We start from the raw sequence: 20,744 nt of genomic DNA, 5'->3' as shown, positions 1-20,744 counted from the left end.
CAGAGTTACACAAAGGAGACACGGAGTTTCACAGAGTGTTTATAAATCTTTTTATGTTGTTTTTTAAAATTTTTGAATCAAAATTAATTAATAATCCTAATGGATAGTTTCCAAGTTTTAAATAAGTAAGTATTTGAGCAAAATGAACATCTGTAAAAGCTTCAACAGTTTTTAATTCAATTACAATTTTATTTTCAATCAGTAAATCAATTCTATATCCATGATCAAGTTTGATATCTTTATAAATTATTGGTAAGGCTTTTTGCTTTTCAACAATAAGACCAGAATTCACAATTTCGTAGTACAAACATTCCTGATAAGCGGATTCTAATAAACCGGGTCCAAGTTGTTTGTGTACTTCAATTGCAAGTCCAATTATTTTATATGTAATGGCATCTAGCCGATCACGAGATTCGGTGTTTTCTTCATACATTATAAAAAAGGCTTATAAATAACTTTTGTGAATCTTGGCGTATAACTTTGTGAATCTCTGTGGAATCCTTATAAAACCAACGGCACTTTTCTGAATTCATCTTCTTCATTGCTTTCGATTCCTAAAGCTTTGTAGATGTATTGGAAAGTAGATAAAATTTCTGGTTTTCCATCTATCAACGCTACATCGTGCTCAAAATGTGCACTTGCTTTTCCGTCGGCAGTTGTAATTGTCCAGCCGTCTTTATGTTGTTTGATGTTTCTTGTTCCAAGGTTAATCATTGGCTCAATCGCCACTACCATTCCTTCGATGAAAAGTTTTCCGCGTCCACGTTTTCCGTAGTTTGGCATTTCAGGTTCTTCGTGCATTTTTTGCCCTAAACCATGACCCACCAATTCACGAACCACTCCGTAACCATGAGATTCAGTATATTTCTGAATTGCATTTCCAACATCTTCAACGCGGTTTCCGGCTTTAAATTCTCTGATTCCTACGTAAAGAGATTCTTTAGTTACCTGCAATAATTTTTTTACTTCAGGAGCAACCTCTCCAATTTCAAAACTGTAGGCGTGATCACCGTGATATCCATTTTTGAATGCACCGCAATCTACCGAGATAACATCACCGCTTTTTAGAGGCGTATTATTTGGTATTCCGTGTACCACTTGTGAGTTTGGACTCATACAAAGCGAATTCGGGAAATCATATAATCCCAAAAAACTTGGAACAGCACCGTGATCACGGATAAATTCCTCAGCTAATTTGTCTAAATATAATGTGGTAACTCCTTCTTTAATTTCAGAAGCAATCATTCCTAATGTTTTAGATACGATCAAAGCACTTTCGCGCATTAATTCGATTTCTTCACGTGATTTTACAATAATCATAATTTCGGATTTTCAGTTCGCAAAAGTACGATTTTAATATTATTTTTTATTTAAAAATTTTTGCCGCTAATTTTACGAATTAGCACAAATTATATTCACTTAAAGTTTTCGCCACGAATTTCACGAATGGCACCAATCAGATTGAGTTGAAATATTGCATTTACTGGGTTTGTGTTCGTTTTGTTCTGATTATGAATTTGATATTTAAGCACAAATTTTATAAAGAAAAATTCGTGAATTCGTGGCAAACTTTTTTTATTCCATACCTGTTTTGATTTTTTACAAACTCAAGGCTATTGAACACTATCTAACAGAAAAACCGTAAATTAGTAATAGTTAAAAACTAATTCATTATGGAAACGTCTATAGATCAGGAAAATATAACCAAGAAAAAAGCACTGAATAAAATGAAAAGAAGTGCTTTGGCGCTTTTAGGCTTTGCGGTGCTTCTTTTTATAATAGCTATTTATTTCAAAATTCCCATGTTGCAGGCATTTAGTGAAGCAGCAATGGTAGGCGGAATTGCCGATTGGTTTGCTGTTGTTGCCTTGTTTCGTCATCCGTTAGGAATTCCCATTTGGCATACGGCAATTATCCCGACCAAGAAAAATGAGATTGGAGAAAACCTCGGAAATTTTGTGTCAGAAGAATTTTTGAATCGTGAGAAATTAGAAATAAAACTGGAAGAATTCAACTTTGCTGCAAAAGCCTCCGACTGGTTGTCGCAGGAAGAAAATGCAGATAAAATTGCCAATTTGGTTGCAGTGAATGTCATTCCGGGAGTTTTAAGAACCATAAAAGATGAAGATATTAAAAGGTTCATTCAGGTACAGTTCAAAGAAAAACTGGAAGGAATTAATTTTGGAGATTGGGTTGCGCTGGCTTTGGAACCTTTGCAGAAAGGACAATTTAAAGATCAGTTGCTTACCAATTTACTGGAAGTAATGGCCAAAGAATTGAGCAATAATAAAGATCTGATTCGTAAAAAAGTAAAACAATCAACACCGTTTTTGAGTTTTGGTCTGGCTGATAAAAGTATTTCAGAAGGTGTTTTTAATGGTCTGTATGATTTTTTGAACGAAGCTAAAAATCCTGAAAGCACAATCCGGCTTAAAATAGACGAGTATATCAATGATTTTCTAAATAAAATAAAAAATTCCGAAGAGATGAGAATCAAAATCAATACTATGATTCTTGGTTTCGCGGGCAAAAAAGAAGTTCAGGATTATATTAACGGAATCTGGGATGAAATAAAACTGTCTATTTCTAATGATCTGGACAAAGGCGATGAATCGTCGATTAAGAAAAGTATTTCCGGTTTGGTTCAAAGCTTCGGAAACGGAATCAAAGAAGATGCTGTGATGATTGATAAAATCAATAATTTCATCAAAAATGATTTGCTTTCTATTCTCTTAAATAATAAAGAAGTGATTGGAGATTTGATTTCTTCAACCGTAAAAAGTTGGGATGGCAAAGAGGTTTCTGAAAAATTAGAATTAGAAATAGGGAAGGATCTTCAATATATCAGAATCAACGGAACTCTGGTTGGAGGACTTATCGGTCTTGTGATCTACGCCGTCGAATGGACGTATCATTATTTTGTGATTTAAGTTTACTATATAGGTGATATAAGTTCATTTTAGTACAGGTGCAAAGCAGTGTATGTTTTATGTTAATGCATATAAATTACATTGAAATTTAAATGAACTTGTATCACTTATGCATTGAAATCTTAATCAGGATTTGCCATGATTTTGAAAAGCTCTGAATTGGAGATATAAAATCTGTTTTCGAGAGCAATAGCAGCCAGTTTTGCACTTACTAAATTATTCTCACGAGTATTGATCAGGAACAAAGAGCTTTCGCCAAAAGAGAACAAACGTTCTTCAGAATTCAGCATAGTGATGTTATTTTCTACCAGATCTTTGGCCAGTTTTTTTTGTTTGACAAGCGAAATGATTTCTATTTTCTGTGCGCTTATTTTATTGGTCAATTGTGTTTTTTCCACCGCCAGAGCAAACTGATTTTCCTGAAGTTTATATTTTGCCAGTTTTAAACTTCCGCGTTCTTTTCTCAGAAATAGAGGGAAATAAAATTCCAGTCCAATTTTATAATCGTCAAAGCGATAATTGTCAATATAACTTGGCTCAGATAAATACGAGTAACCTATATTTATTTTTGGCAATAACATATTTTGTTTCAGGTCTTTTTCTACCGTTAGAATCTCGATTTTATTCTGAAGTGCATTTAGCTTTGGATGTGTTTCAAGGCTAAAATCCCTTTGCAGCAGATCGTTTGTTTTCAGGGTTTCCTGCAAGGTAGATTCCAGAGCAGCTTCCGGCACAAGTTCATCTGAAATTTCTAACGGGATGTTGTTGTCCAGCCACATAAAATTGGACAATTCGAGTTTTGCTTTTGCCAGTTTTAGTTTAGAATCTTCGAGGCTTAATGCCCTGTTCTTTACGATAATGCCGGCTTCAATACTGTCGATGGCCGGTTTGTCACCCTGAACGATTAAAGATTTGATTCCTTCTAGACGTATTTCAGCATTGCTGTTGTACGTTTCATAAAGTTTCATTTCCTCAAAATTCTTCTTCCAGTTAAAATAGGCAAGTGAGGCATCATACAAAACGCTAACGGCTTCCAGTTTTCTTTCGGATTGGCTGAGTTTTATCTGAATTTTCGCCATTCTGATATCGGCCATTCTTTGGTTAATGAATAAGCCCTGACCAACCGGAACGCTGATTCCAAATGAAGTCAATCCCTGATTTGGCGTTGTATTTTCCGGATTAAGATAAACCCCTTCATTATTATCGAATCCTGCTTTCAGTTCAATTCCGTACCATGTTGGTATTTTGAAACTGCTGTTTAGAATAGAATAATATTCCTTGTCTTTAAATTGTTTCTTGCTGAAATCTACTTCAATTTTTGGGTCAAAACCACCTCTTGCCATCATCAGATTGGCTTGTGCTTTGCTTATTTCTAAATTAGCGTTTTTAACCAAAGGATGGTATTTTTTTACATATCCAAGAAACTCATTATAAGTAAGTTCCTTTGAGAATTGCTGTTGGCCAAAAACAGTGCAGCTCAAAAAAAGAAAAGCTATAAGTATCTGTTTCATTATTTTTTCTCTTTAGTTTCTTTTTCACCGCTTTTATAATAATTAGGAGGGAATCCGTTTAGGGTTCTCCAGATTTCAAACCAAATTGGTACGGTATCTAGTAATGCAATAGTTTGGGCACCGGAACCAATACTCAATTGTTTTGGCCATTTTGTTTCGTCCGGATCAGGAGCAACCAGAATTCTGTATTTGCCGTTAGGGCTAATAAAGTTTTCTATCGCAACAACTTTTCCTCCAAACGTTCCGTACGACATGTCCGGCCATCCTGAAAATACAATTGTTGGCCAGCCATCGAACCAAATACGTATTTTTTCCCCCTTTTTTATCAAAGGCAAATCGATTGGATTGATAAAGGTTTCAACTGCAATATCATAATGAGAAGGCATTATAGTCACAATTGGAGTTCCTTCTTTTATTGTTTCGCCTAAACCTGCCTGCAAAGCCCTGTTGATGTAGCCGTCTTGCACTGCTCTGATGTAATACATACCATTTCTAAGACTGTAATTGGTATATTGGTTTTCTAATTTGCTGACTTGGGCTTCAGTATCAAATTTATTGCTCAGTGTTGTAAATTGGTCACTTTTTGCTTTCGCCGCTTTTTCAGCATATTCAGCAGAAATTCGGTTAATCTCAACCTTCGCGTTGATATATTCGTTTTTGCTTGTCAGATATTTGTTTTCCTGTGTGATAATTTTGGCATCAACATCTTGTAGTTTCAGGCGTTTCTCTTCAACATCAGTAAGGGGTTTTAGCCCTTCTTTGTTTAATTGTACAGAACGATTGTATTGTGTGTTGGCAATCTTCAGCTGTGTTCTTGCGGCAACAAGATCAATACTGTCACTTTTTATTTTCAAGAGCGATTGTTTGACTTTGTTTCTTGCCTGTTCGAGCTTTAGCTTTTTCTCATTTTCTATAGATTGAATCTGGCTTGACAGCGTTTGTACTTTATCATCATAGGATTCTAAAGAGTTCTTTTTTGCTTCGACCTGGCTTTTGGTATTGGCGACCAGATTAGGATCCATGTAATCTTCTTTTATCTCAGAAATAAACAAAATAGTATCTCCTTTTTTTACGAAATCACCTTCCTGTACAAACCATTTTTCGATTCGGCCGGAGATAACACTCTGAATCGATTGTGGCCTTTGGTTAGGTTTTAAAGTTGTTACAGATCCTGATCCGGAAATATTTTGTGTCCACGGCAGGAAAAGAGCAATTATTCCTAAGATCGAAGTGCCTATTATTATTTTATTCAAAATTTTATAATGAGGCCTGTTACTCAGGTTTTTTATCGTCGTGTATCGATCAAGTGGCTGTAATCTTGTTTTGTTGTCAGATATGTTTAGCATGACTTATTGTTTTTTTTGATCCAGTATAATAAGGCCGTTTTGCATCGTTATTTGTCGGGTCGATTTTGTTTTCCAGTAAGGATTTTTAGAAGAAACAATAATCGTCCATTTGTTTTTATCAGACGTGATAAAATCAATAATCTCATTCGCAACATTTTCATCCATAGTGTCTGTTGGATCTTCGTAAAACAGCACTTTTGGTCTGTGTATTATACTTCTGGCCAATAGAATTTTTTGGGCATTAGAAGAAGATAACTGTCTTCCTTCAGGATAAATATGTGTATTTAAACCTTTTGGCAGCAATTTGATTAACGGACTAAGCTGAACGCCGTCAATTGCCCATTTTAAATCTTCGGTACTGATCGCAGGATCATTAAAAGTGATGTTTTCAAGAATAGTGCCTTCAAAAGGCGTTTCGTTATGAATAATACTGCCAATTTGTGAGCGGTATTGTTTTAGGTTTATTTTTCTAAAAGTATCATCATTAATATAAAAAGCACCTGAACTTTGTTTTAATAAACCGGACAATACCCGGATAAGAGTTGTTTTTCCGGAACCATTCTGACCGTCAATTACAATTTTTTCGCCTTGTTCTATTTTAAGAGAGATAGAATCTAAAGCATTGATTTGCGAATCGGGAAATTTGAATTTTAAATTTTCAGTTTCTAAAGTAATGTTGTTGTAGCAAAGCTCGTTTTGTGAATCTGAATTTTCTTCTAATTCTAAATCAGTTACCTGACCTATCTTTTCAACCGAAGTCAGAACGTCATAGAAACTTTCAAGTCCGATAATGATCTTTTCGACAGAATTAATGACAAGTAAAATAATAATTTCTGCAGCAACAAATTGTCCAATATTCATTTCCTGACTCAATACAAGATAGCCTCCAATAGACAGTAAGCTTGCTGTAATGATAACTTTAAAAATGATCAATTGTATAAACTGCCTTTTGATAACGCTAAAATGTTTCTCGCGATAATTCAGGTAACCGGTTACTATTGAGTTGTTTTTCTGAAGAGCAAAATCATAGTTTAATTCATTTCTGAAACTAAAATTATTACGCGCCATTTCCTGCAGCCAGCTGGCAACTTTATATTTGAATTTTGATTCTTTCAGACTGGTTTCCAATCCTGTTTTATACGAAAATCTAAAAATGAAGTACAGAAGCAAAAACAATAAAAGACCAAAGACAATAAAAAAGGGATGATATAAAGAGAGTAAAATAATTCCAAACGTAATTTGCAGTAAAGCAGCAGAAAAATCAGTTAATAACTTTGAAGTCCCTTTTTGAATGATCATCGTATCAAAAAAACGATTGGTCAGTTCCGGCGGATAAGTACCGTATAATTCTTCTGATTTTATTTTTGGCAAACGGGCGGCGAATTCAAACGAAGCCCTCACAAATATCTTTTGCTGTAAGTTTTCTGTAATTCGCAATTGCATCAAAGACAAAACGCCAACAAGTGCAACCCCGGCAACAACCAGTATAATCAGTACAATCCAGGATGCGCTTACTCTTCCGGACTGTATAAAAGTAATGATGGCCTGAATTCCCAACGGAAGCGAAAGACTTATTAATCCGGCAAAAATGGCGTAAAATAAGATTTGGTAAATGTCTTTTTTATCCAGTTCAAGTAAATTGTAAAATCGTTTTAATGGAGTCATAGTTTGTATTTGTAATTAGCGTAAAACGTTTTCTGCAAGATTTAAGTAAAATTGAGTCGTTGTAACATTTTCATTGCAATCTGTAATTGTTTTTAAATGATCCGTTAGAAAATGTTGATGCAGGCTTCCTTCAACAATCGTTGAAACTAATGATTTTGCAAACGGATATTCAGGATTTACTTCCTTTACAATAGCAACAACCCTGTTGATAACCCTTTTATAGATTAGAAAAAAACCTTCTTTGTTTTCCTGGTCAACTTCTTTTGTATGAAGCGTTTTTGTGAATTCTGCAATTATTATTTTATTCAAAATTGCTTCGTTGATATGGTCTGCTGAGACATCATTCGTTATTTTTTCGGTAACGATAGTAATGGCTTTCCTGAGCTTTTCTTTTTTGTCTGTAATATTAGTGGTGGTAAAAACAAGTTTGTATTCCATCCAGCTCCAATACCATGAAGATAAATATACTAATAATTTGTGTTTGTTTTCGAAATAACGATAAATAGAACTCTCGTTTGACCCTATTTTTTCTCCTAATTTTTTAAAGGTAAAATTGTCAAAACCAATAGCGTCGATAAGGAGAATACTTTGCTCAATTATTTTTTTTCCCAATGCAGATGTTTCCGGATCTTTTACATAAATCTTTTCGTTTACCTGCATTTTTATATTTGATAGTATAATTTCCATAACAATTACTTTAAATGCAAATATAATAGTATTACTATCAATAAAGAAATTTTGACTCTTATTTATGCAAAAAAAAAGCTGCCCTAAATATTTAGAGCAGCTTTTTTGTATTGAAAAGAGTTTTCTACAACAATGAATGACAAGTCATTGCATTTGGTTGCTGAACTCCCATTAATTCTAAGATAGTAGGAGCGATATCACCTAGAACACCATTCTGGATGTTTTTTAATTCTTTGTCAACTAAGATAATCGGCACCGGGTTTGTTGTGTGTGCTGTATTCGGACTTCCGTCAGGATTAATCATTGTTTCGCAATTTCCGTGATCGGCAATTACAATTGTAGTATAATCGTTGGCAAGAGCTGCTTCGATAACTTGTTTTACGCAAGCGTCAACCGCTTCGCAGGCAAGAATTGCAGCGCTCATGATACCTGTATGTCCCACCATGTCTCCATTGGCAAAATTCAGACAAACAAAATCAACTTCGCCTTTGTTTAGTTCAGGAACAAGAGCAGCTGTAAGTTCAAAAGCACTCATTTCCGGTTGTAAATCATAGGTCGCTACTTTAGGAGAGTTTCTTAAGATACGTGATTCGCCCTCAAAAGGAGTTTCTCTACCGCCGGAGAAGAAAAACGTAACGTGCGGATATTTCTCAGTTTCGGCAATACGAATTTGTTTTTTACCGGCTTTTTCTAAAACCTCACCAAGTGTTTCAGTAATATTATCTTTATTGTAAACTACTTTTACGTTTTTATACGTTTCGTCGTAATTCGTAAGTGTTACATAATATAGGTTTAGTTTGTGCATGTTCTGCTCGTGAAAATCTTGTTGCGAAAGCGCTTCTGTAAGTTCACGGCCTCTGTCAGTTCTAAAATTAAAGAAGATTACAACATCACCTTCTACAATTGTTGCTAATGGTTTTTCTTCTTCGTCAACCATTACAATCGGAGCAATAAATTCGTCAGTAATATGATTCGCGTAGCTGTCCAGAATACTGGCAACGGCATTTTTAGATGGTGTTCCAATTGCGTTAACAACCAGGTCATAAGCTAGTTTTACACGTTCCCAACGTTTGTCACGGTCCATAGCATAGTAACGGCCAATGATCGAAGCGATTTTTACAGGAGTATCTTTAATGTGTTCTTCTAAATCCTGAATGTATTTTGCACCGGATTTCGGGTCAACATCACGTCCGTCAGTAAAAGCGTGAACAAAAACATTCTCTAAACCATATTCCTGTGATGCATCAATTAGTCCGCGTAAGTGAGACGTATGAGAGTGAACTCCTCCGTCTGAAACTAATCCTAAAAAGTGTACTTTTTTATTGTTTTCTTTAGCATAGGTAAAAGCGTCAACAAGTACTTGTTCTTTGGCAAGTGTCTGGTGTGCTACCGCTAAGTTTATTTTGGCTAAATCCTGATAGACGATTCTTCCGGCACCAAGATTCATGTGCCCAACTTCACTGTTTCCCATTTGACCTTCAGGTAAACCAACATTTAATCCGTCAGTTCTAAGTTGTGCGCTTGGGTAATTTTGATAAAGACTGTTTATAAAAGGAACGTTTGCGTTGTCTATTGCAGATACTTTAGGGTCAGGAGATTTTCCCCAACCGTCTAAAATCATAAGTATTACTTTTTTGTTCATCATTTTTAGTTTTTTACAAAGATAAGTCATTTCTAAAATTTGAAAGGATGCATTTGCGACAATTATGTTTAATAAAATGAACTGTATTAAAAAATAATAAATTAGCTAAAGAAGTCTTTATTTTTTAAAATTAATTCAGCACACGCTAACTTTCTAAGCTTGTTTTAAGGTCAGTTATTGTCTGTTGGTATTTGCAAAAAAGAGCTTAAATGAGATAAGAATAAATTTTATTGGTGTCATTTATAATAAAATTAGAGTTTTTATCGTTAGCATACTGTGTTTTTGAATTATTGTATTTTTTGTTGTAATAATTAGTATTTGTTGTGTTTTCTTTAAGAAAAAGGCTCAAAACGTTTAGATTTTGGCAATAAGTAAAAATCTTACAAAATTATTTGTTTTTTAGTCCAAATGCTAATTTATTACTTGGGTTTTGTTAAAGTTTAAACAAAAAAGGCCTGATTTACAGACATATATTTTGATAAGTATATTTTTTTTATACTTTTGCCTTACCCAAATTTTATTATTAACCTAAAGAAATTCAATGATTTACAAAATTTATCCACTGTTGGTGTTTTTGCTATTATCTTTTGGTAAAGATTCAAATAACACTCCCGAAATTAAAAAGGCTGCAACAAAAAGCATTGCGAAAGTTGAAAAACTTACTGTCGAATCAAAAATTGAAAGTATTTATCATACGTTAAATTCTAAAAATTTTAATTTGCCTGAGTTAAGAACTTTTTCTGAAGCCCTGAAAGGATTTTATTTACTTAAAGAAAAAGGAGTTGTTCAAAAAGATATCCTGACGCTTATTGACTTTAGTTTGTCATCAAACACAAAACGTCTTTGGGTAATCGACTTAGCCACAAATACAATTTTGTTTAATTCTTTAGTTGCTCACGGAAAAAATACCGGAGAAGAATTTGCATCGGATTTTTCAAATTCAAATTCATCTTTTAAAAGCAGTTTAGGATTTTATGCAACGGGAGAAATCTATCAGGGAAAACATGGAGCTTCTTTACGTTTAGACGGATTAGAAAGAGGTGTTAATGATCATGCCCGCGAAAGAGCAGTGGTGATACATGGTGCTGATTATGTTTCGGATTCTTTTATCAGAAACAATAAACGTTTAGGCAGAAGCCTAGGATGTCCTGCGATTCCGGTTGAATTGACGGATGAAATAATTGAAACTATAAAAAATAAGTCGTGTTTGTATATCTACCATCCGTCAAGAAGTTTTGCGATGGAAGAAAAATTAATTTCTTAATTTAGCATACAAATCCGAATCAAGATTATAAATATCAGCTCTGAAAATGAGCTGATTTTTTTTGCTCCAGGCTGTCCAGTACCATTGGTACAGTGCGTATTTTTTTGTGATTTTGATGCTTGTCGTTTTCTTTGAAGCAATTATAGTATCAATCCTGTCTTTTGACCATTTTTCAGAATCATCTAAAATGTGTTCTGCCAGTTCTAATGGATTTTCAACACGAACACATCCTGAGCTTAAGGATCGATTGCTTCTTCCAAAGTTGTTACGATGATTGGTATCGTGCAAATAAACGCTGTGGTTGTTCGGGAACAGAATTTTCATTAATCCCAATGCGTTATTGTAGCCTGGACTTTGAACATAACGATAATTTCCGGGTTTGTTTTCATTCCATGAATTCGGATCGACCACTTTTCCGGCAGTATCATATATGGTGATATTTTTATTGGCCAGATAGTTTCGGTTTCTTTTCATGGCCGGAACAACGTCTTCTTTTAGTATTGTAGGCGGAACTGTCCATGTTGGGTTAAAAACAACTGTTCGCAACGTCGATGTTATAATAGGTGTTTTTCTTTTGCTTGTTCCAACTACAATGTTACGAACCAAAGTAGTATCCTGCCCTTCAACAACATTTAAACTGTAATCAGGGATGTTGATAATAAAGTAATTTTCGGCTAACTCATTGGTGTACCATCTCCAACGTTCCAGATTGGCAATAATTTGTTGTTTCCTTTTTTCTTTAGAATAGTTTAAAGCATTTATCGTTCCAATGCCAATAACACCGTCCGAAGCCAAGCCATGTCTTTCCTGAAATTTCTTAACAGATTCAAATGTTTTTTGATTGTAAATTTGTGTCAGGCTGTCTTTTCCAGTCATATCTTGCCAATACAGCAGTCTTTTTTTTATGTTTATTAAAGCTGAATTAGTGTCTCGTAATGTTATTTTTTCTGCAGATTCAATAGTTTTGATGTTGTCATCCGGGAAGGTGTTGATGATTTCAAGCGCTTTTAAAAGTTGTTTGTAAGTATATGCTTTTGACTGAATGTTCTCAACAACACTGTCTAGTTTGTTTTTATTAAAACCTTTTATAAGAACGTCGTTAACATCAAATGTTTTTTCGTCCAGATCCCAGTCTCGGTATAGATTTTTAGGATTTAGTTTTCCTTTATAAAGATGGTTCAGGTATTTTTCGAAATTATAAGTCAGTAATATATCATAAGTTGCAAGATCAGCATCTGTTAGATTGTTGATCTTTTCTTCGAATTTTTTTAGTTTTGAGGCCTTATAATCTTCCGGATTTAAACCTAGTTCTTCTGCTTTTGATAGTTGGGATAAAACATAAGTTCTCTTTTTGAGATTGCCCCAAACGGTTGTGTTTTCAGATGAATTATAAAATTGTTTGAGTGTTTCGCTCTTAAAAGTGCTTAGAAGGGCAGTATCTATTTGTACTTTTCTTTCATCAGTAAGTATGATTGCCGGTGCGGCTCTTTTTACCACAGCAGGAATAATTTTGGGTGTTTCCTTTTTACAGCCAATAAAAATGCATATTACCAATAAGAAGTAAAGTTTCTTCATTCTATAAATTTTTAAACATTAGATAGTGTTCACCAACGTCTTTAATTTCAAATGGCTCACCCAGGGGTTGGTAATTCATTTTTCTATAAAAACCTACAGCCGTAGTTCTGGCGTTAAACCAAATCAAATCAATTTTGTTGGCATTGCAGTAGGTTTCGCAATGTTTAACTAAATTTTCGCCAAATCCCTTTTTCTGATGCGTTTCTAAAACTGCCATCCCTCGAATCTGTGCTTGATTTTTTTCGGCAAAGATAGGATTGATTTTACTGAATAGCGAAATAATTCCTGTTAAATTTTCATTATCAAATAATCCGAAGTGATGTGTCGTTTCAAGATCATCGCCTTCAAATTGGCAACTTTCCAGAGGTTTTCCTTTTCTAAGAATTGGCTGGCGGACGATATATGTTTCTTTTGATGGTATTTCTTTAATAATATTCATGATTTTTGAAAAATAAATGATTCTATAACTTTTTAGTTTTAAATAGGTTATAAATTATTGTTGATTTTTATTGATTTTTTTTGCAAAAAAGCTTGTTTTTAACTTGACTTATTTTTTATATTTGCACCACGGTAATGCGAAAGTAGCTCAGTTGGTAGAGCTCCAGCCTTCCAAGCTGGTTGTCGCGAGTTCGAGCCTCGTCTTTCGCTCTTCAAGATCCTCAAACAATTTGTTTGGGGATTTTTTCTTTTAGGTCAATTTTCTAAATTCTCATATTTTTAAAACCCAAATTCCAAATCCTAAATCTTTTGGGTGATTGTTTTTAAACTTGGAATTTGGTTTTTAAAAATATTGGAATTTTATTTTAGATTACTCAAATCACTTTCTGTTTCTAATTCCTCAGGGTTTTGATTTTGTAAAAACAAACGAGCGGATAAATTTCCTTTTAAAGTGATTTTGTCTCCTTTTACTTCAAGCCAGCTTCCTTCTCTTAGTCCTAATACAGGAATAGAATTAAAAGCATGAAATTCCTTGATTCTCGTTTCTCTTGTTTCTCCCATGTGTTTAGATTGTGTGTCGGGATCTAGATAATGTGGATTCAGATTAAAAGGAATTAATCCTAATGTCTGGAAACTTGGAGGGTAAATTATTGGCATGTCATTAGTCGTCTGCATAGACAAGCCGCAAATATTACTTCCTGCGCTTGTTCCTAAATACGGTATTCCGTTTTTTACGGTTTCCGAAAGGAGCTGCATAATGTTGTGCTTATATAATTGGGTAACCAGTAAAAAAGTGTTTCCTCCGCCGGTAAATATTCCTTCGGCATTTTTTATGGCGTCTGCTGCATTTTCAAATTCATGAATTCCTTTTACATTAATATTTATTGCAAAAAATGCTTGTGCCACTTTTTGGGTGTAATCATCATGTGAGATACCGCTTGGTCGGGCAAAAGGAATAAACAAGATGCTTTTGCAGTTTTTAAAGTGCAATTGCAAAGTTGGTAATAGATATTCTAAATAGCTGCCTTCATGAAGGGTAGAAGTGCTGGCGATGATAATGCTTTTCATAAAATTAAACTCAGATTGTGTAGGTTAAAGATATTAAAAACTCCGTTTTTAGAGAAGTTAAACAGCGTTTAATTAACATATTTTTACCAAGTCATTAATACTAAATTTGGAGTGCATTAAGATATTTTTACATTTTTAAGAACAAAACTAAATTTTTGCCATTTTGATTGATAAAGTTGTATGTTTTTTGATTGTTTTTTTGAGTCAGGCTGTCTGGTCTCAAAGTCAGGATGGTACTGTGATAAACGGGCGCATAACCTCGAGCGCTTCTTATCTAGAAGGTGTCTATGTGGTCAATGCTCAGACAGAAGTTATGACAACAACAGATGCTTCCGGAGCTTTTTCGATCGCGGCAAAACCGGGAGAAACACTTGTTTTCTCGTCGATACAATTTAAAGAAAACAAAGTACTGCTGACACCTGAGGATTTTTTGGATATCAATTTCTCTGTACGATTAAACATGGTGATGCATCAATTGCAGGAAGTTGTTATTAAGAATTACAGCGGTATTAATGCCGTTTCGTTAGGAATTATTCCAAGTGGACAAAAATCATACACGGAGGCGGAGAGAAAATTACGTACTGCTACAGACTTAAATGCTTCTGCAAATGCAGGGTCTATGGCGGGAGGTTCAATTTCTGCAGATCCTTTGCTTAATATGTTTTCAGGACGTACGGCAATGCTTAAAAAAGAAGTTGCGGTCGAGAAAAAAGAGTTCTTCATGAAGCTTTTAGAGCGCATGTTTACGCTGGATCATTTTCTTGACCGATTGCAAATTCCTTTAGAATATGTAAAAGGATTTGAGTATTATGCAGTCGAAAATGATAAGTTTACTGTGATTTTAAATTCAAAAAATAAAACCTCGACAGAGTTTTTGCTGGCAGAATTGGCAGTGAAATATAAAGAAATAATTGCACGTGAAAATAAATAACACTTTACAGGTAGTCTTTCTTCTGCTTGTTGTTCAGGTTTGTTTTGGACAAAATACTGCTTCAAAGCAAATTACGGGACAAATTTTTGAACAATCATCTAATGTCGAAGGCGTAAATATTATCAATAATACCACACAGGTTACGGCTGTTTCAGATGTTAGTGGTGTGTTTTCTATTGTTGTAAAAGAAGGCGATGTGCTTGTTTTTTCGGCGGTAAATTTAGAACCTGTTAAACGCCGGATTACAATTGAAGACATAAATGCAAGTGCTATTGTGATCAAAATGAGCGCTAAAGAAGTAGAATTGAAAGAGGTCATCATAAACGAAAATGCAAATATTACGGCTGAAAATTTAGGTATAATTCCGTATGGTCAAAAAAAGTATACACCGGCTGAAAGAAAAGTTTATACAGCGACGTCAACTTCTGTAGATAAGTTACTTAATAAAATTTCCGGACGAACAGCAATGCTTAAAAAAGAAGTAAATGTCGAGAAAAAAGAGATGCTTTTTCGAAAAATAGAATACCTTTTTGATGAGAAATATTATACAGACAGATTGAATATTCCGGTAGCAGATATCAAAGGATTTCAATTATATTGTGTAGATAATACTGAATTTGCTGTATCTTTGGATACTAAGAACAAAACAATGAGTATGTTTTTAATAACAGATTTAGCAAGGAAATATCTAACAATTCTCGAAAATGAAAAATAAACTAGGAATACTCGTTGTGTGCTTATTTTGTCAAATTGTACTTGGGCAAAATGGAAGGAAGCCTTTACACGGTCAGGCAATAAATAATACTCTGGCAATCGAAAGTGGTTATGTACTAAATGTAAACGCAAACATCAGGACTTTTATCGGTTCAAAAGGATTGTTTGATATTATGGCAAAACCCAAAGACACTTTGTTGTTTTCAGGATTGGCATTTCAGTCAAAAAAGATTGTTTTAACAGAGAAAGATTGTGCAGAAGTTCTTTTTGCAGTTACTCTTAATTTGGTAAGCAATGAATTAAAAGAGGTTTTGGTGCACAAAGATCTTAAAGTAAAAGCGCTTGGCGGCGGTTCACAAAAAATTGTAGACATGCAGTTTGAAGATGATCAGCAGTCTACAGCCAAAAATATCGCAATGTATTCTGATCAGACCATTAAATACGGAACTGATTTTGTGAGAATTTTTAAAGATGTTAAAAAATTACTGTCTAAAAATGATGAAGTAAAAGAAGAGACCATATCAGATTTGGCCTTTATAGAATATTCAAGAGCAAATTTCAAACCTGATTTTTTTACCACTACATTAGGTTTGCAAGACGATGAAATCGAATTGTTTCTGATGTATTGCTCGAATGATCCGGAATCAAAGAGACATCTTGATCCTGATCAAAAATTTGAACTGATGGATTTTTTAATTACTAAAAATAAAGAATTCAAAAAAGTGAATGTTTCCGGAAAATGAAAAATAGAGTAATCTATCCTCTAATAGGGATATTATTTTTATCGCTTTCTGCTTTTTCATTCCATAAATTTTATATGGGTGTTTTTCAGGTCAATTATGCCGCTGAGAAAAAAATGATTCAAATCACTGCCCGAATCTTTATCGACGATTTGAATAATGGAATGGAAAAGAAATACCATCAAAAAACATTTGTAGGCACTGATAAAGAAACTCAGGCCGATGTTGATTTGCTGAAGAAATATCTCGCTGAAAATTTTACTATCAAAATAAACGGCCAGTCAAGATCCATTACTTTTTTATCTAAAGAAGTAGAGGCAGGCGATGTTTTGGTTTGTTATTCCCGGATATCAGATGTCAGCAAATTTAAAACAATCGAAATTTCAAATACTATTTTGGTCGATTGGAATGCTGAGCAGCAAAATATTACACATATTACTGCATTTGGAACTAAAAGGAGTGTTCTCTTTACAGAATCTTCAAGAAAAGAAGTGTTAAAGTATTAAATAATAGGTAAAATTATTGTTTTAATTATTATTTTCACAACCTGACAAATTACCATTATAAAATATGAAAAAACTTTCATTATTATTGATTTTTCCTGCGATGTTAATCGCTCAGGAGAAAACAGTTGCGCCAAAACAGCAAGGGAAATACGATACGAACAAATTCAGTCAAATGTATGATTTGTTAGCAACGCCCAATATGTTTCGTACGGCATCTGGAGCTCCCGGGCCGGCATATTACCAACAACAGGCAGATTATAAAATCGATATTGAATTAGATGATAAAAATTCAAAAATAAATGGTTCTGAAGTAATCACATATTCAAACAATTCACCGGATAGTCTGGATTATCTGTGGATTCAGTTGGATCAAAATCAGGCAAAAGCAAAGACTCAGACATCATTGGCTGAAAGTGAAAAAATCAATCAGGTTTTTCCTCTGGAAGGCTTTTCAAGTAAATATTTGAAAAAAGATTTAGAGCGTGGTTTTAATATTGAATATGTCAAGGATGCAAAAGGAAATCCAATGTCATATACAATCAACGAAACTATGATGCGTATTAATTTGGTTACTCCGTTAAAGCCGGGAGAAAAAATTGCAATGGCTATAAAATGGTGGTACAATGTTAATAACTACAGAAAAGAAGGCGGCGGACGTTCTGGTTATGAATTGTTTGAGAAAGACGGAAATAAATTATATGTAATCGCTCAGTTTTATCCAAGAATGGCCGTTTATAACGATGTTGAAGGATGGCAAAATATGCAATTCTGGGGAAGTGGAGAATTTGCATTGCCGTTTGGTAATTTTGATGTAAATATTACAGTTCCCGCAGATCACGTCATCGATGCAACAGGTGAACTGACAAACAGAAGTGAAGTTTTTACGCCGGACCAGGTAAAACGTTACGAACAGGCTCAAAAATCATTTGACAAACCTGTCGTAATTGTAACGCAAGCCGAGGCTGAGGCAGCTGAAAAAGGTTTTTCTGAGAAGAAAAAAACATGGAAATTTAGTGCTAAAAATGTACGTGATTTCGGAATTGCTTCTTCAAGAAAATTCATTTACGATGCCATGGCGGTAAAGATTGGAAACAGAGTGGTGATGGCTGAATCCGTTTATCCAAAAGAAGCAAATCCGCTTTGGGGAGAAACTTCAACCATGACAGTGGCGCATACTTTAAGAAGTTATTCAGCCCGTACTTTTGATTATCCTTATCCAAAAGCAGTATCTGTTTCTGCTGAGGATCAGGGAATGGAATATCCGATGATTTGTTGGAATTTTGGTCGTCCTGACGAAAATGGAGTGACGAGCAAAGAAATTAAAAACGGAATGATTGGTGTTGTAATTCACGAAGTAGGACATAATTTCTTTCCAATGATTGTGAACTCAGATGAGCGTCAATGGAGCTGGATGGACGAAGGTTTGAATTCGTTTTTAGAATATCTGGCAGAGCAGGAATTAGACCCGAATTTCCCTTCAAGACGAGGTCCTGCAAAAAACATTGTTCCTTATATGAGCGGAGACCAGAAGTTTTTAGAGCCTATTATGTCAAATTCTGAAACGATTCACCAGTTTGGAAACAATGCTTACGGAAAACCTGCTACAGGTCTTAATATTTTGAGAGAAGTAGTTATGGGAAGAGAATTGTTTGATTATGCTTTTAAAACATACGCTAACAGATGGAAATTCAAACACCCGACTCCGGAAGATTTCTTTAGAACTATGGAAGATGCTTCGGCGGTAGATTTAGACTGGTTTTTTAGAGGGTGGTTTTATTCAACTGATTTTGTAGATATAGGAATCAAAGATGTGAAACAATATTATGTTTCTGATACTCCAACAGCTGATATTAAAGACGTAAAAGTAAGAAAAGGACGTTTTGGTTTCGAGAAAGGACCATTCGTATATTTAGTTGCCGGAGATAATGCCGAAGTGAATGCCTCTAAGAAAAAGCCATTACAGGTAGAAGATGTAAAACCTTTGGCTGATTACGTTAATCAGACTTTTACAGCTGAGGAAAAAGCGGCTCTAAAATCGCCTAAGTATTTTTACGAAGTAGAGTTCAATAAGCCCGGCGGAATGATCATGCCGATTATTGTTGAAATCACTTATGAAGACGGAACAAAAGACAATTACCAATATCCGGCTCAAATCTGGAGAAAAAATAATGATACAGCCAAGAAAGTGTATGCCACTTCAAAAGCGATAAAAAGCATTCAGATAGATCCAAAATTAATGACGGCAGATATTGATGTAACCAATAACTCCTGGCCAAAAGTTGAAGTGAAATCAAAATTTGATCAATAATATATCAAGACTCTGAAAAGAGTCTTTTTTTTTGGAACATATGTATAAAACAAACACAAATTTCACGAATTATCACTAGTTAGTTGGTGAAATTAATTTCACCGACTAGATTAACGCAAATAAAATTTGTGCAAATTCTTGAAATTGGTATTTATAATTGATTTGTAATATTTGTGTCCATAAGATAGTAGCTTAACAGGGTCTTTTTTTTAAGGAAATTTTAAAGTTGTCACTTGCAAAATTTAATATCTTTGTAACACACAAAAATAAAAGATATGTTTGGTATAGGAGGAGGAGAATTAGTTTTTATACTGTTTATAGTACTAATGCTTTTTGGTTCAGACAAAGTGCCGGAAATTGCCCGTACGATGGGTAAAGCGATGGCGCAATTAAAAAATGCAACCAACGATATTAAAAGCGAAATTCAAAAAGGAGCTGAAGCAAACGGTCTTGATTCCAATTCATTGAATAGTATTACAGGCAATATCAATGCTCAGATTAATGATGCTAAAACGAATATCTTAGGAGATTCTAATAATTTGACTTCAAATTTGTTAGGTGATACGGCTACAGAAATAGACAAAGTAAAAGAAGATATTGATTCTATCTCAGGACCTGTAAAACGCCAGATGTAATGCTCGAAAAAATAAAAGAATTAGACACAAGTCTCTTAGTATATCTTAACGGTTTAGGTTCTGAAACATACGATAAATTATGGCTTATTATTACCAATCAGTTGTATTGGACTCCATTTTTTATACTGTTGTTTTATCTTATTTATAAAAAAATAGGAGGTAAGCAAACCTTGTATTTATTACTGTTTATTGCGGTTTTAATCGCTTTTACAGATCAGACAACCAATTTGTGCAAATATACCTTCAAGCGTTTGCGACCTTGTAACAGTCCTGATATAAATACGATTATCCGTGTGGTGCAATCCAGGCAATCATACAGTTTTTTCTCCGGGCATGCAGCTAATACAATGGCGGTAGCTACCTTTTTATTTCTGGTTCTAAAACGTCATTTCAAATATTTAGGATTTCTGTTTTTATGGCCGTTAATTTTTGCTTATAGTCGCATTTATTTAGGATTGCACTATCCGGGAGACATTCTTACAGGTTATTTCTTCGGAGCACTTTTTGGATCATTGCTTTATCTTGTATATAAAAAACTTAAACCACAATATTTTCCGGGTTAATTTTCAGGAGCTATTTCCAGCTATCCGCTTGTATCTTTTTCTGGCTAAAGAAGCCAAAAAAAGGATACCGCTTCTATCTGGGCTATGATACTCATTTTTAAAATAAAGTATAATTCTATATCCGTTTTTGAATTGCCTCCAACTTTAGTGGAAGGAATAGAAAATTGCGGCAGAGAAAAAGGCTTTAGCCAAAACATTATGTGTTTTGGCTAAAGCCTTTT

19 protein-coding genes and 1 tRNA gene are annotated in these 20,744 nt (G+C 34.3%); 10 read left to right on the top strand and 10 right to left on the bottom strand.

All coding sequences use genetic code 11. The features are described 5' to 3' along the window. Nucleotides 1-28: 28 nt before the first annotated feature. Together B0A67_RS19645 and map are read right to left on the bottom strand one after the other, a co-directional pair. Nucleotides 29-433, bottom strand: coding sequence for a GxxExxY protein (locus tag B0A67_RS19645; RefSeq protein ID WP_065452129.1), 405 nt, complete (start codon nt 431-433; stop codon nt 29-31). 68 nt (nt 434-501) lie between these two features. Then, complete coding sequence (gene map, locus B0A67_RS19640; protein WP_072961129.1) at nt 502-1,320, bottom strand: type I methionyl aminopeptidase; 819 nt, start codon at nt 1,318-1,320, stop codon at nt 502-504. Nucleotides 1,321-1,673: 353 nt separating this feature from the next. On the opposite strand from map, the gene B0A67_RS19635 reads away from it, so the two are divergent. Then, nucleotides 1,674-2,930 (top strand): DUF445 domain-containing protein, encoded by a 1,257-nt coding sequence (locus tag B0A67_RS19635; protein ID WP_072961126.1) that lies wholly within the window; start codon nt 1,674-1,676, stop codon nt 2,928-2,930. A gap of 122 nt (nt 2,931-3,052) precedes the next feature. Here the strand turns inward: B0A67_RS19635 and B0A67_RS19630 are convergent, their stop codons facing one another. The 5 genes from B0A67_RS19630 to gpmI form a co-directional block, all read right to left on the bottom strand. After that, complete coding sequence (locus tag B0A67_RS19630) at nt 3,053-4,441, bottom strand: TolC family protein (protein ID WP_072961124.1); 1,389 nt, start codon at nt 4,439-4,441, stop codon at nt 3,053-3,055. After that, nucleotides 4,441-5,787: an HlyD family secretion protein gene (locus tag B0A67_RS19625; protein WP_072961122.1), complete on the bottom strand. Its 1,347-nt coding sequence runs from the start codon at nt 5,785-5,787 to the stop codon at nt 4,441-4,443. Before B0A67_RS19625 ends, B0A67_RS19630 begins: the two co-directional genes overlap by 1 nt. Nucleotides 5,788-5,790: 3 nt before the next feature. Continuing rightward, entirely contained in the window at nt 5,791-7,452 is a 1,662-nt protein-coding gene (locus B0A67_RS19620) for a peptidase domain-containing ABC transporter (protein ID WP_072961119.1), read from the bottom strand. A 15-nt stretch (nt 7,453-7,467) separates the two neighbouring features. After that, nucleotides 7,468-8,139 (bottom strand): TetR/AcrR family transcriptional regulator, encoded by a 672-nt coding sequence (locus B0A67_RS19615; protein WP_072961117.1) that lies wholly within the window; start codon nt 8,137-8,139, stop codon nt 7,468-7,470. A gap of 124 nt (nt 8,140-8,263) precedes the next feature. Further along, a complete protein-coding gene (gpmI, locus tag B0A67_RS19610) occupies nt 8,264-9,781 on the bottom strand; it encodes a 2,3-bisphosphoglycerate-independent phosphoglycerate mutase (protein ID WP_072961100.1) in 1,518 nt (505 codons plus the stop codon). 541 nt (nt 9,782-10,322) lie between these two features. On the opposite strand from gpmI, the gene B0A67_RS19605 reads away from it, so the two are divergent. Next, nucleotides 10,323-11,045, top strand: coding sequence for a murein L,D-transpeptidase catalytic domain family protein (locus B0A67_RS19605; RefSeq protein WP_072961097.1), 723 nt, complete (start codon nt 10,323-10,325; stop codon nt 11,043-11,045). On the opposite strand, the gene B0A67_RS19600 is transcribed toward B0A67_RS19605, so the two are convergent. After that, nucleotides 11,034-12,620, bottom strand: coding sequence for a L,D-transpeptidase family protein (locus B0A67_RS19600; RefSeq protein ID WP_072961092.1), 1,587 nt, complete (start codon nt 12,618-12,620; stop codon nt 11,034-11,036). The genes B0A67_RS19605 and B0A67_RS19600 overlap by 12 nt on opposite strands. Before the next feature lies 1 nt (nt 12,621). Next, complete coding sequence (locus B0A67_RS19595) at nt 12,622-13,059, bottom strand: GNAT family N-acetyltransferase (RefSeq protein ID WP_072961088.1); 438 nt, start codon at nt 13,057-13,059, stop codon at nt 12,622-12,624. A 136-nt stretch (nt 13,060-13,195) separates the two neighbouring features. On the opposite strand from B0A67_RS19595, the gene B0A67_RS19590 reads away from it, so the two are divergent. Beyond that, nucleotides 13,196-13,268 (top strand) — tRNA-Gly (locus tag B0A67_RS19590). Nucleotides 13,269-13,418: 150 nt separating this feature from the next. Here the strand turns inward: B0A67_RS19590 and pepE are convergent. Then, on the bottom strand, nt 13,419-14,126 hold the full coding sequence (gene pepE / locus B0A67_RS19585) for a dipeptidase PepE (RefSeq protein WP_072961085.1): 708 nt from the start codon (nt 14,124-14,126) through the stop codon (nt 13,419-13,421). 163 nt (nt 14,127-14,289) lie between these two features. On the opposite strand from pepE, the gene B0A67_RS19580 reads away from it, so the two are divergent. From B0A67_RS19580 to B0A67_RS19550, 7 genes are all read left to right on the top strand, one after another. Next, a complete protein-coding gene (locus tag B0A67_RS19580; protein ID WP_072961081.1) occupies nt 14,290-15,057 on the top strand; it encodes a carboxypeptidase-like regulatory domain-containing protein in 768 nt (255 codons plus the stop codon). After that, nucleotides 15,044-15,772 (top strand): carboxypeptidase-like regulatory domain-containing protein, encoded by a 729-nt coding sequence (locus B0A67_RS19575; RefSeq protein WP_072961458.1) that lies wholly within the window; start codon nt 15,044-15,046, stop codon nt 15,770-15,772. Before B0A67_RS19580 ends, B0A67_RS19575 begins: the two co-directional genes overlap by 14 nt. After that, entirely contained in the window at nt 15,762-16,514 is a 753-nt protein-coding gene (locus tag B0A67_RS19570; RefSeq protein ID WP_072961078.1) for a hypothetical protein, read from the top strand. Before B0A67_RS19575 ends, B0A67_RS19570 begins: the two co-directional genes overlap by 11 nt. Next, nucleotides 16,511-17,017, top strand: coding sequence for a DUF6702 family protein (locus tag B0A67_RS19565; protein ID WP_072961074.1), 507 nt, complete (start codon nt 16,511-16,513; stop codon nt 17,015-17,017). Before B0A67_RS19570 ends, B0A67_RS19565 begins: the two co-directional genes overlap by 4 nt. A 64-nt stretch (nt 17,018-17,081) precedes the next feature. Further along, nucleotides 17,082-19,325 carry a M1 family metallopeptidase gene (locus B0A67_RS19560; RefSeq protein WP_072961070.1) on the top strand — a complete coding sequence of 748 codons (2,244 nt, stop codon included), beginning with the start codon at nt 17,082-17,084 and terminating at the stop codon, nt 19,323-19,325. Between the two features lie 275 nt (nt 19,326-19,600). Beyond that, nucleotides 19,601-19,960 (top strand): Sec-independent protein translocase subunit TatA/TatB, encoded by a 360-nt coding sequence (locus B0A67_RS19555; protein ID WP_072961067.1) that lies wholly within the window; start codon nt 19,601-19,603, stop codon nt 19,958-19,960. After that, nucleotides 19,960-20,523: a phosphatase PAP2 family protein gene (locus B0A67_RS19550; protein ID WP_072961063.1), complete on the top strand. Its 564-nt coding sequence runs from the start codon at nt 19,960-19,962 to the stop codon at nt 20,521-20,523. Before B0A67_RS19555 ends, B0A67_RS19550 begins: the two co-directional genes overlap by 1 nt. Nucleotides 20,524-20,744: the final 221 nt, after the last annotated feature.

Origin of the sequence: Flavobacterium aquidurense (assembly GCF_002217195.1) — a bacterium.
GTDB lineage: Bacteria > Bacteroidota > Bacteroidia > Flavobacteriales > Flavobacteriaceae > Flavobacterium > Flavobacterium frigidimaris.
This window is presented reverse-complemented; position numbering and strand designations above follow the sequence as displayed.